Annotated in this window: 11 protein-coding genes and 1 pseudogene; 9 read left to right on the forward strand and 3 right to left on the reverse strand. The window is 63.2% G+C overall.

What is annotated here, in order from left to right:
- Window positions 1–2 precede the first annotated feature (2 nt).
- The 3 genes from ACQB61_RS02860 to ACQB61_RS02870 form a co-directional block, all read right to left on the reverse strand.
- Window positions 3–371 carry a GntR family transcriptional regulator gene (locus ACQB61_RS02860; protein ID WP_430511410.1) on the reverse strand — a complete coding sequence of 123 codons (369 nt, stop codon included), beginning with the start codon at window positions 369–371 and terminating at the stop codon, window positions 3–5.
- Complete coding sequence (locus ACQB61_RS02865) at window positions 308–856, reverse strand: GntR family transcriptional regulator (protein WP_430511411.1); 549 nt, start codon at window positions 854–856, stop codon at window positions 308–310. The genes ACQB61_RS02860 and ACQB61_RS02865 overlap by 64 nt, the downstream gene beginning before the upstream one ends.
- A 213-nt stretch (window positions 857–1,069) precedes the next feature.
- Entirely contained in the window at window positions 1,070–2,020 is a 951-nt protein-coding gene (locus ACQB61_RS02870) for a LysR family transcriptional regulator (protein ID WP_430511412.1), read from the reverse strand.
- A 155-nt stretch (window positions 2,021–2,175) separates the two neighbouring features.
- Here ACQB61_RS02870 and chvE point away from each other — a divergent pair, with 155 nt between their 5' ends.
- The 9 genes and pseudogenes from chvE to ACQB61_RS02915 all read left to right on the forward strand — a co-directional run bounded on the left by chvE (window position 2,176) and on the right by ACQB61_RS02915 (window position 12,024).
- Window positions 2,176–3,261: a multiple monosaccharide ABC transporter substrate-binding protein gene (gene chvE, locus ACQB61_RS02875; protein WP_430511413.1), complete on the forward strand. Its 1,086-nt coding sequence runs from the start codon at window positions 2,176–2,178 to the stop codon at window positions 3,259–3,261.
- A 96-nt stretch (window positions 3,262–3,357) separates the two neighbouring features.
- Window positions 3,358–4,893, forward strand: coding sequence for a multiple monosaccharide ABC transporter ATP-binding protein (mmsA, locus tag ACQB61_RS02880; protein WP_430511414.1), 1,536 nt, complete (start codon window positions 3,358–3,360; stop codon window positions 4,891–4,893).
- Window positions 4,893–6,088 (forward strand): annotated as a pseudogene (gene mmsB / locus ACQB61_RS02885) (multiple monosaccharide ABC transporter permease). The gene mmsA and the pseudogene mmsB overlap by 1 nt, the downstream one beginning before the upstream one ends.
- 7 nt (window positions 6,089–6,095) lie before the next feature.
- Complete coding sequence (araD1, locus tag ACQB61_RS02890; protein WP_430511415.1) at window positions 6,096–7,088, forward strand: AraD1 family protein; 993 nt, start codon at window positions 6,096–6,098, stop codon at window positions 7,086–7,088.
- Window positions 7,089–7,095: 7 nt separating this feature from the next.
- A complete protein-coding gene (gene araD / locus ACQB61_RS02895) occupies window positions 7,096–8,838 on the forward strand; it encodes an L-arabinonate dehydratase (protein ID WP_430511416.1) in 1,743 nt (580 codons plus the stop codon).
- Window positions 8,838–9,755 carry a Gfo/Idh/MocA family protein gene (locus ACQB61_RS02900; RefSeq protein ID WP_430511417.1) on the forward strand — a complete coding sequence of 306 codons (918 nt, stop codon included), beginning with the start codon at window positions 8,838–8,840 and terminating at the stop codon, window positions 9,753–9,755. Before araD ends, ACQB61_RS02900 begins: the two co-directional genes overlap by 1 nt.
- A 13-nt stretch (window positions 9,756–9,768) precedes the next feature.
- Window positions 9,769–11,274 (forward strand): aldehyde dehydrogenase (NADP(+)), encoded by a 1,506-nt coding sequence (locus ACQB61_RS02905; RefSeq protein WP_430511418.1) that lies wholly within the window; start codon window positions 9,769–9,771, stop codon window positions 11,272–11,274.
- A 217-nt stretch (window positions 11,275–11,491) separates the two neighbouring features.
- Window positions 11,492–11,704, forward strand: a complete 213-nt coding sequence (locus tag ACQB61_RS02910; protein WP_430511419.1) for an antitoxin MazE family protein — start codon at window positions 11,492–11,494, stop codon at window positions 11,702–11,704.
- Window positions 11,701–12,024, forward strand: a complete 324-nt coding sequence (locus ACQB61_RS02915) for a type II toxin-antitoxin system PemK/MazF family toxin (RefSeq protein WP_019965555.1) — start codon at window positions 11,701–11,703, stop codon at window positions 12,022–12,024. The genes ACQB61_RS02910 and ACQB61_RS02915 overlap by 4 nt, the downstream gene beginning before the upstream one ends.
- The last annotated feature ends 30 nt before the right edge of the window (window positions 12,025–12,054 follow it).

Below are 12,054 nucleotides of genomic sequence, written 5' to 3' on the forward strand. Positions count from 1 at the left end.
TTTTATCCCCCGCCGGCCGGGACCGGCGCGGAGCTTGTTGTGGTCCACCGCGGGCTGCCGTCACCGGTGACCCGCCGCATGGACATTTCGAAACGGTAGAGATCGGGCCTGTAGAGAACCCGGATGTATTCCACTGGCCGCTCGGTGCTGTCGCGCACCACGCGGCGCACCTCGATCAGCGGCGCGCCTGCATGGATATCGAGCGCGCCGGCCACATCAGCTTCGGCCAGCGTTGCGGAAATGGTCTGCCGGGCAGAAGCCACGGCCACGCCCGCGCGCTCCAGAAGGTGCAGCAGCGGAATGCGGTTCAGCTCTTCATGCTCGTAATTGCGCCCGATATCGCCGGGCACATAGGTGACGAGATAGGACATGGGCTCGCCATTGAGGCGGCGCACACGCACTGCGCGCTGCACTTCCTCCCCGGCTCCATTTCCAGGGCATGGGCAATGTCCTCGCTGGCGGGCAGATAGCTGAACTCCAGCACCGTCGCCTCGGTGGAAAGGCCCATAAGGGAGATGTTCTCAAGCCAGCCTTCGATGGACGAGGTGACGGCGGGTGAAGGCGGGCGCTGCAGCACGCGGGTGCCGCGTCCGCGTTCACGCACCACCAGTCCGGCATCCGCCAGCTCGTTCAGGGCACGCTTGGCCGTGATGCGGGAGACGCCGAATTCGTTGGTGAGATCCTGCTCGGAAGGCACAAGCTGCCCCTCGGCCAGCTCGCCCGTGTAGATCCGGTTCCGCAGGATCATGAAGATCTGGTGGTAGAGCGGGACGCGGCCAGCCGTGTTGAGCCGGGCCGTTGCCCTGGGCTCTCCGGTTTCTGCTCCGGTATCTGGCGTGTTCGTTGCGTCTTGCATCAGGCTGTCCTCTCCCGAACGCCTCAAGTTGATATGAGAATATACCATTATGTCAACTGAGGCTGTTGCATATATTTTTGCCACGGCTGATTTCCGCCCACACCGCAAAGCGGCAAAGCCCCCGGCGCGGACCGGAAACCGCCTGGATGAGCGAGACTATTGCATGGGAAATGGTGGCGCGGCAGGCATCTGAGATGCCTGCAATTTGAGCGGCTAGCGCTTGGCCCGGCTGCCTTCGAGGATGAGGCCGGCAATCTTGCTGGCGGCGGGCGTGAGCGTGCTGCCGCTGCGGCGGATGAGGCCGTAGGGCTCAACCTCGATGCCCAGTTCCACAGGCAGCACCCCGTAAATCGTGCTTTCGTCCTGCGCAAACGTGTCGGCAACGGCTTTGGCGACGGGGGCAATGGAATCACTGTCGCGGATGATGGCGAGCGTCAGCAGGAAGGAGGCGGTGGACAGCTGCTGGCGCGGCGGGGATAGTCCGAGGCTGCTCAGGCGGCGGATGACGGCACGTCCCAATACGCTGTCGGGGCTGGGCATGACCCAGTCATGGCGGATGATGTCTTCCAGCGCCATGCTGCCGGATTTGAGCAGCGGATGGTCGTGGCGCACCATCAGGCTCACTGGTTCCGGTTCCATCACTTCCATTTCCACCAGTGAGGGATCGCTGATGCCGACGAGACGGCCGACGGCAAAGTCGATCCGCCCGGCCATAAGCGCCTTGCACAGATTGTCAGATGTGTCGACGATGACCTCGATCAGCAGGCCGGGATTGAGCTCCCGCGCCTCCTGGACGGCGGGCAGCACGTGCTCGATGGACGGGGCCGTCACCGAGCCGATGCGCACCTCGCCCTTGCTGCCCTCGGCAAGTTCCTCGATCTCCCGGCCTGCGTCGTCCAGTTCCTGCAGGATGCGGGCTGCACGGCGGGCCAGCGCTTGTCCGCTGCCAGTCAGGGAGAGGCCGCGCCCCTCGCGCTGATGCACCGGTTGGCCGATGATCCGTTCCACTTCGGCCAGCAGGCGGGAGGCTGCGGGTTGCGTCATCCCCAGAAGTGTTGCGGCCACACCAATCTGCGGACGCTCGCCGAGGGTAGCCATCAGCCGCAGATGCGAGAGTTTCAGGCCGCGTTTGTGCAGAGTGCCGGTGCTGTAAGGATCATTCATATCTTAATTGCTATGTTTGATGGATATAATCGAATTTGACAGTTATGTTTTGCCGGTGCAAGCCTTCCCCCGGTGAATGGTTCCAAGGCCTGACAAAAGGCGGGACCAACGGCCATTTGACGCCCTATGCGCTTAGGGCGGGGGAGGAAATTGATATGAAACTGACCAAACGCGCCTTTATGGCGGTGACCCTTGCTGGCACCCTGCTTGCTGCTCCTGCCATGATGACGTCCAGCGTCTTCGCACAGGACAAGGGTTCAATTGGCATCTCCATGCCGACCAAGTCGTCTGCCCGCTGGATTTCCGACGGCAACTCGATGGTCGAGCAGTTCCAGAAGGCTGGTTTCCAGACCGATCTTCAGTATGCCGAGGATGACATCCCGAACCAGCTGGCGCAGATCGAGAACATGATCACCAAAGGGGTGGATGTGCTCGTGATTGCTGCCATCGACGGGACCACCCTGTCGAACGCGCTGGAAAACGCCAATGCGGCCGGTATCAAGGTGATCGCTTATGACCGCCTGATCCGTGACAGCGGCAACGTCGATTACTATGCCACCTTTGACAACTTCAAGGTTGGCGTGCAGCAGGCCGAAAGCCTGGTGAAGGGCCTGAAGGAGCGCTTCCCGGACACCAAGCCCTGGAACGTGGAGCTGTTCGGCGGTTCGCCCGACGACAACAACGCCTACTTCTTCTACAACGGCGCTATGTCCGTCCTGCAGCCGCTGATCGATTCCGGTCAGGTTGCCATCCCGTCCGGCCAGATGGGCATGGATGTTGTCGGCACCCTGCGCTGGGATGGTGCGGTGGCTCAGTCCCGCATGGATAACCTGCTCTCCGCCAACTACGGCAGCAAGCAGGTCAACGGCGTTCTGTCTCCCTATGACGGCCTGTCCATCGGCATCCTGTCCTCGCTCAAGGGCGTGGGCTACGGCTCCGGCGACATGAAGATGCCGATTGTTACCGGTCAGGACGCCGAAGTGCCGTCCGTCAAGTCGATGATCGCCGGTGAGCAGTACTCGACGGTGTTCAAGGACACCCGTGAGCTGGCCCGCGTCACCGTCGGCATGGCCGAAGCCCTGCTGGGCGGCAAGGAGCCGGAAATCAACGACACCAAGACCTACGACAACGGCGTCAAGGTGGTTCCGTCCTACCTGCTCGAGCCGGTCTCGGTCGACGTGACCAACTATGAGAAGATCCTCGTGGGCTCCGGCTACTACACCGCCGATCAGCTGAAGTGATCTGACACATGCATGCAAGGCCCGCTCTGGTTCAGACCGGGGCGGGCCTCCTGCATCCTGCAAGGTTCCTCCTAAGAGGTTACCCTGAGAGGTTCGATGGCAACCCTTCTGGAAATGCGCGGCATCTCCAAGGTCTTCCCCGGCGTCAAGGCGCTCGACCGGGTGAATCTGACCGTGGAAGAGGGCGAAATTCACGCCATTTGCGGCGAAAACGGCGCGGGCAAGAGCACTCTGATGAAGGTGCTGTCCGGCGTCTATGGCTACGGCTCCTACGAGGGCGACATCATCTATGCCGGCGAAACGCTGCAGATGCGCTCCATCAAGGACAGCGAAGCCAAGGGCATCATCATCATTCACCAGGAGCTGGCGCTGGTGCCGCTCCTGTCCATCGCGGAGAACCTGTTTCTCGGCAACGAGGTTGCCACCAACGGCGTGATCAACTGGCCGCAGACCTTTGCGCGCACCGCCGACTATCTGAAGAAGGTGGGCCTCAACGAAGCCCCGGCCACCAAGGTGGAGAAGCTGGGCGTCGGCAAGCAGCAGCTCGTCGAGATTGCCAAGGCTTTGGCCAAGGATGTCCGGCTTCTCATTCTGGATGAGCCGACGGCGGCATTGCAGGAAAACGACAGCCAGAAGCTGCTCGACCTGATGCTGGAGCTGAAGGCGCAAGGGGTGACTTCCATCCTCATCTCGCACAAGCTCAACGAGATTTCCCGCGTTGCCGACCGGATCACCATCCTGCGCGACGGCACGACCGTGTCCACGATTGACCGGGCGGATATCACGGAAGAGCGGATCATCCGTGACATGGTGGGCCGCGACATGGCGCATCGCTATCCGGACCGGGAGCACAAGCCTGGCGAAGTGCTGATGGAAGTGTCTGGCTGGAACGTCTGGCACCCGGAAGTGCGTGAGCGGCAGGTCATCGCCGATGCTGCCTTTACTGTGCGCAAGGGTGAGATCGTCGGCATCGCCGGCCTGATGGGCTCGGGCCGCACGGAACTTGCCATGAGCATCTTCGGCAAGGCCTATGGCCGCAACATTTCCGGTGCTGTCCGCATGGGCGGCAAGGACGTGGATACCTCCACCGTCTCGAAAGCCGTCGATGCCGGGCTTGCCTATGTCACGGAAGACCGCAAGGCGCTGGGCTTGATCCTGGATGAGCCGATCGTGCGCAACATCAGCCTCGCCAATCTGGCCGGCATTGCCACGAAGGGTGTTCTCGACAAGCACCGCGAGAAGAAGATCGCGGAAGACTACCGCCGCGCAATGTCCATCCGCACGCCGGGTGTGCATCAGAAGGCAGTGAACCTTTCGGGCGGAAACCAGCAGAAGGTGGTGCTGTCCAAGTGGCTCTTCACCGATCCGCAGGTGCTCATTCTGGACGAGCCGACGCGCGGTATCGACGTGGGGGCGAAGTTCGAAATCTACACGATCATGAACGAGCTGGTCGCGCAGGGACGCGGCGTCGTCATGATCTCTTCGGAAATGCCTGAGCTTCTGGGCATGTGTGACCGCATTTATGTGATGAACGAGGGACGGATCGTCGGCGAGCTCGGCAAGGCGGAAGCCAGCCAGGAGCGGATCATGGCCATGATCCTCAAGACAGTGGACAAGGAAAAGGTGGCGTGATGGCGGGGCAAACGGCATCTGAACGCAAGGACCTGAGCACGCTTCTGGGCGGGCATCTCAGGGAAAACGGCATGCTGATGGCGCTGGTTGCCATCGTTGCCTTCTTCACCATCGTGCTGCAGCTCCGGGATCAACCGGTCAACTTCCTGCAGCCGCAGATCATCACAAACGTGTTCCTGCAGAACGGTCACATCATCGTTCTGGCGCTGGGTATGCTGCTGGTTATCGTCGCCGGGCATATTGACCTGTCGGTCGGCTCGGTCGCAGCCTTCACCGGTGCCATCGCGGCCTGGCTGACGGTGCAGCAGGGACTGCCCTACTATGTCGTCATTCCGCTGACGCTGATCGTCGGCGGCATCATCGGTGCCATGCAGGGCTACTGGATCGCCTTCTGGCGCATCCCCTCCTTCATCGTGACGCTGGCGGGCATGATGGTGTTCCGTGGTGCGACCATGTGGATGCTGGGCGGGCAGAACATCGGCCCGTTCCCGCGGGAATTCCAGGCGATGTCCAACGGCTTCATTCCGGATCTTCTGGGCATCGGCCGCCCACACGGCCTGACACTGCTGATCATCGCCGTTGCCATTCTTGCGGTGTTTCTCTTCGGCCTGAGGGGCAGGGCGCGTGAACAGCAGTTCAGCGTGGTGCAGGAGCCGATGGGCTTCTTTGTGGGCCGCAATGTCCTGATCGCACTGGCGCTGGCTTTCGTCGGGTATCAGCTTTCCTCGTTCCGGGGCTGCCGAATGTGCTGGTGGTCGTGACATTGCTGACGGTGCTCTACGCCTTCCTGACGGAAAATACATCGCTCGGCCGCCGCATTTATGCGGTGGGCGGCAACGAGAAGGCTGCGAAGCTCTCCGGCATCAAGACAGAGCGGCTGGTGTTCTTCTGTTTCGTCAACATGGGTGTGCTTTCCGCTCTTGCCGGCATGATGGTGACGGCCCGCCTCAACTCGGCAACGCCGAAGGCAGGCACGGGTTTCGAGCTGGTGGCCATCGCCTCGGTCTTCATCGGTGGCGCCTCCATGACGGGCGGTTCCGGCAAGATCATGGGCGTCGTCATCGGCGCGCTCTTCATGGGCGTGATGAACATGGGCATGTCGATCATGAGCATCGGCATCGACTATCAGCAGATGATCATCGGCCTCGTCCTCCTCGCCGCCGTCATCTTCGACGTCTACAGCAAGAACAAGTGAGGCTTTCATGCTGATTTCCCAGCTTCGTAACCCGGATGGCTCCATCTCCGTCGCGGTTCGTGATGGCGGCAAGGCCGCAATCCTGCGTGATACGGCCAGCACCTATGAACTGGCCATGGCGGCTGCTTCCAGCGGGCGCAGCCTGAAGGCCGTGATCGAAGAACGCGGCCTTGGCGAGACCGTCGATCTGGAGCAGGCCGCCGCTGAAGGCCGGCTGATGCTTCCGATCACCCATCCGGATCCGGCGCATCTTCACCTGACCGGCACGGGCCTGACCCATCTGGGGTCCGCGTCTGCCCGCGACGCCATGCATGCGAAGCTCGAAGGCGCCGAGACGCTGACCGACTCCATGAAGATGTTCCGCATGGGCCTGGAAGGCGGGCGCCCGGAAAGCGGCGCCGTCGGCGCGCAGCCGGAATGGTTCTACAAAGGCAATGGCTTTGCCGCCGTTGCCAGCGGTGAGTCGCTGGAAGCCCCCGGCTTTGCCGAGGATGGCGGCGAGGAGCCGGAACTCGCTGGCATCTATGTGATTGCCCCCGATGGCACGCCTTGCCGTGTGGGCTGGGCAGTGGCCAACGAGTTCTCCGACCATGTGACCGAACGGGTGAACTATCTGTGGCTGGCCCATTCCAAGCTGCGCCATGCGTCCTTCGGTCCCGAGATCCTCGTGGGGGATATGCCTGCCGATGTGCGCGGCACGTCCCGCATCCGCCGCAATGGCAAGGTGCTGTGGGAAAAGCCGTTCCTGTCGGGTGAAGCGAACATGTCGCATACGCTCGCCAATCTTGAGCATCACCACTTCAAGTACGGCCTGTTCCGCCAGCCGGGCGACGTGCATGTGCACATGTTCGGCACGGCGACCCTGTCCTTTGCCGATGGCATCCGTACCGAGGCTGGCGATATTTTCGAGATCGAGGCAGAAGGCTTCGGTCTGCCGCTCGTCAATCCCCTCGTCTTCGCGTCCAAAGAAACCGGCGCCCTGACCGTCAAAGCACTGTGAGACCGAGATGACCTTCAAACCCGCTCCCTGGCCCCGCAAGCTCCGTTCGCAGGAATGGTTCGGCGGCACGTCGCGCGATGCGATCTATCACCGCGGCTGGATGAAGAACCAGGGCTTCCCGCATGACTTGTTCGATGGCCGCCCGGTCATCGGCATTCTCAACACCTGGTCCGAACTGACGCCCTGCAACGCCCATCTCAATGATCTGGCGCAGCGGGTGAAGAACGGCATCTATGAGGCTGGCGGCTTTCCGGTGGAAGTGCCGGTGTTCTCCGCCAGCGAGAGCGCCTTCCGCCCGACCGCGATGATGTTCCGCAACCTTGCGGCCATGGCGGTGGAAGAGGCGATGCGCGGCCAGCCGATGGATGGCTGTGTGCTGATGGTGGGCTGTGACAAGACCACGCCCAGCCTGCTGATGGCCGCCGCTTCGACGAACCTGCCGTCCATCGTCGTCACCGGCGGGCCGATGCTCAATGGCTATTACCGCAATGAGCGCGTTGGTTCCGGCACACATCTGTGGAAGTTTTCCGAAGCCGTGAAGGCTGGCGAGATGACCGCTGCCGAATTCGCCGAGGCCGAAGCCTCCATGTCGCGCAGCCCCGGCTCGTGCAACACCATGGGCACGGCTTCCACCATGGCCAGCATGGCCGAAGCGCTCGGCATGGCCCTGTCCGGCAACGCCGCCATTCCGGCGGTGGACAGCCGCCGCCGCGTGATGGCGCAGATGACCGGCCGCCGCATCGTGCAGATGGTGAAGGACGACCTGAAGCCTTCTGACGTGATGACCAAGGAGGCCTTCGAGAACGCCATCCGCACCAATGCGGCCATCGGCGGCTCGACCAATGCGGTGATCCACCTGCTAGCGATTGCAGGGCGTGTCGGCATCGACCTGTCGCTGGACGACTGGGACCGCTGCGGCCGCGATATTCCGACGATCGTCAACCTGATGCCCTCCGGCAAGTACCTGATGGAAGAGTTCTTCTACGCAGGCGGCCTGCCGGTGGTGATCAAGCGCCTGGGCGAAGCGGGCCTGCTGCACAAGGATGCGCTGACCGTTTCGGGCGAGAGCATGTGGGATCAGGTCAAGGACGTTGTGAACCACAACGAGGACGTGATCCTGCCCGCAGACAAGGCGCTCACCCAGTCGGGCGGCATCGTCGTGCTGCGCGGCAATCTGGCGCCGAAGGGTGCGGTGCTGAAGCCGTCCGCCGCCACGCCGTCGCTGATGAAGCACCGTGGCCGGGCCGTGGTCTTCGAGGACATCGACGACTACAAGGCCAAGATCAACGACGAGGCACTCGACATTGACGAGACCTGCGTGATGGTTCTGAAGAACTGCGGCCCGCGCGGCTATCCCGGCATGGCCGAAGTGGGCAACATGGGCCTGCCGCCGAAGGTGCTGCGCAAGGGCATCACCGATATGGTGCGCATCTCCGACGCTCGCATGTCCGGTACCGCCTTTGGCACCGTGCTGCTGCACACCTCCCCGGAAGCTGCCGTTGGCGGTCCTCTGGCCGTGGTGCAGGATGGCGACTACATCGAGCTGGACGTTGAGGCTCGCCGCCTCCACCTCGACATTCCGCAGGAAGAGCTGGACCGGCGCCTTGCCGCCTGGACACCGCGCATCACCCCGCCGGACAGCGGTTATGCCATGCTGCACCACAAGCATGTGATGGGTGCCGACACCGGCGCGGACCTTGACTTCCTCAAGGGCTGCCGTGGTGCCCCGGTGGGCAAGGACTCGCATTGATGCCGCAAGCCCTTCCCGTTGCACTGGTGGGCATCGGCAAGATCGCCGTTGACCAGCATGTGCCAGCTCTGGCCGCCAGTTCCGACTGGCGGCTTGAGGCAACCGTTTCCCGTCAGGGGCAGGTGGACGGCGTGCCGTCCTACCGCGATTTCGCGCAAATGCTGGCAGAGCGGCCAGACATTTCCGTGATTTCCCTGTGCCTGCCGCCGGTGCCGCGTTTCACCTATGCGCAAGCGGCGCTGAAGGCTGGCCGCCACGTGATGCTGGAAAAGCCGCCGGGAGCAACGCTTGCCGAAGTGCATGCGCTGGAGGCGCTGGCCACAGAACGCGGGTTGACGCTGTTTGCCACCTGGCACAGCCGCATGGCCAATGCCGTGGAGCCTGCACGCCAGTGGCTCTCCACCCGTAAGGTCACGCGCGCCCACATCACCTGGCGCGAGGATGTGCGCAAGTGGCACCCCGGTCAGGACTGGGTGTTCGAGCCGGGCGGCATGGGTGTGTTTGATCCGGGCATCAATGCCCTGTCGATCCTGACCGCCATCCTGCCGGTGCCGGTGCATCTCGTCAGCGCCGAACTGACCTTCCCGGAAAACCGCCAGACACCGATTGCGGCGGATCTGAAGTTCTCTGGCAATGTCTCTGCGGATTTCGACTGGCGGCAGGAAGGCCCGCAGACCTGGGATATCGAGGTCGAGACGGACGCCGGATCGCTGGTGCTGCGCAAGGGCGGGGCGGAGATGGAAACCTCGGACGGGCAGAAAATTGACGGTCCCGACCGTGAATATCCGCGCCTTTATGCCCATATGGCAGACCTGGTGCGTGGCGGAAAACGGGATGTGGACTTGACGCCGATGGTCCATGTGTCCGATGCCATGACCCTTGGACGGCGGCTTGTGACCGAGCCGTTCCACTTCTAATCAAAGAGAGATCATGCTGACCGGAAAGCACCTGATCGCCGGAGCCTGGGTTGCAGGTTCTGAAGTCTTTTCCTCTTCGCCCGTCACGGGCGGGCCCCGCCAGTTCGCCGCTGGCGGCCCGGCGGAGGTGGACGCGGCGGTGAAGGCCGCCGAAGCAGCTTTTGCCGCTTATGCTGCCACCTCCCGCGAGGAGCGCGCCGTATTCCTGGAGCGCATCGCCACGGAGATCGAGGCACGCGGCGCGGAAATCACCGAAGTCGCTGCCGCCGAAAGTGCGCTGCCCACTGCCCGCCTGGAAGGCGAGCGTGGCCGCACCACCGGCCAGCTGCGCCTGTTTGCTGCCGAGATCCGCAAGGGCGCATATCTGGATGTACGCAAGGACGCGGCCCTGCCGGACCGCGCTCCGCTGCCGCGCCCGGAAATCCGCCTGATCCAGCGCCCGATTGGCCCGGTGGCCGTGTTCGGCGCATCCAACTTCCCGCTGGCCTTCTCCACGGCCGGTGGCGACACCGCCAGTGCGCTGGCCGCAGGCTGCCCGGTGGTGGTCAAAGGCCATCCGGCCCATCCCGGCACGGGCGAGCTGGTGGCGCAGGCCATCGATGCAGCCATCAAGGCTTGCGGCATGCCGGCTGGCGTGTTCTCGCTGATTCAGGGCCCTTCGCGGGAACTGGGCGAGGCGCTGGTGCGCCATCCGCTGATCAAGGCTGTCGGCTTCACCGGTTCGCTCGGTGGCGGGCGTGCGCTGTTTGACCTGTGTGCCTCGCGGCCCGAGCCGATCCCCTTCTTCGGCGAGCTGGGCAGCGTCAACCCGGTCTTCGTTCTGCCCGCAGCCCATGCGGCACGCGGCGAGTCGATTGCCAAGGGCTGGGCCGGAAGCCTGACCATGGGTGTTGGCCAGTTTTGCACCAACCCCGGCCTCGTGCTGGTCATGGACGGAGCAGGGGCAGATGCCTTCATCGCCACGGCGGAAGCTGCCCTGAAGGAAGTCGCGCCGCAGACCATGCTGACGGACGGCATCGCGTCCGCCTTTGCTGCTGGCGCTGAAAAGATCGCCGCCACGGGCGCTGCCAAGGCTCGCCTCACCGGAACCTGCCCGGCCCGTCAGGCCGCACCGCACCTGTTCGAGACGACAGGCGCGCAGCTCCTCGCCAATCCGGCGCTGACGCATGAAGTCTTTGGCCCGCTCGGCATCGTCGTGCGCGTCAAGGACAAGGAAGAGCTGGCCCGCATCGCGGAAAGCTTCGAGGGCCAGCTGACCGTGACCCTGCAGATGGATGATGGCGATGTGGAACTCGCCGCCAGCCTGATGCCTGTGCTGGAGCGCAAGGCAGGCCGCATTTTGGCCAACGGTTTCCCGACCGGTGTGGAAGTGTGCGACGCCATGGTGCACGGCGGCCCCTATCCGGCCTCGACCAACTTCGGCGCCACCTCGGTCGGCACCATGGCCATCCGCCGCTGGCTCCGCCCCGTCAGCTACCAGAACCTCCCCGAAGCCCTGTTGCCCGCAGACCTGCGCTGATCCGGCAAGTGGCTTTCTGAATCACCAAGCCCCCGGCGAGCAATCGCCGGGGGCCTCTGTTTGAGCGGTTTCTTCCCGTAGCCTTTCGATTTCCGTCATGCCATGGCTTGACCATGGCATGACGAAGGAGGACGGGGATAGGCTGCGGCGCGACTCCCTTGATCGGTGTTCTCCCTTCTGGCACAATTGTTACATGTAACGAATGGGAGCATAGGACGTGGGTGCATCCGTCAAGGCGCGTGTTGCCAAGCACCGGGAAGCGTTGCGCGCTGCCGGGCTGCGGCCAGTGCAGGTCTGGGTGCCAGATACCAGCAGGCCGGGCTTTGCCGTGGAAATCCGGCGGCAGTGTCTGTCGTTGCGCGAGGATCCGGTTGAAACGGAAATCCTCGACTGGATCGAAGAGGCCGCAGAGACGCAGGGCTGGGAATGAAGCGCGGGGATATCGTTCTCGTCGCGCTGCAGGGAGACTATGGTAAGCCGCGCCCCGCTGTTGTCGTTCAGTCTGATTTCTTTGAGGCGCTGCCATCTGTCACCGTGCTGCCGGTGACGAGCGATCTGCGCGATCTGCCGATCTTCCGCCTCTCTGTCGAGCCATCAGAAACAAACGGTCTGCGCAAACGCTCAGAGATCATGGTGGACAAAATCCACACTGTGCGCAGCGACCGGATAGGTCAGGTCATTGGAAGGCTGGATGAGGCTTCCATGATTGCAGTGACCCGCTCGCTGGCACTGTTTCTGGGCATCGCCTGAGGATGCGGATCTAGGCTGACGTTGAGGCGA

The sequence above is a fragment of the Pannonibacter phragmitetus genome (assembly GCF_050510895.1).
GTDB classification, from domain to species: domain Bacteria; phylum Pseudomonadota; class Alphaproteobacteria; order Rhizobiales; family Stappiaceae; genus Pannonibacter; species Pannonibacter phragmitetus_B.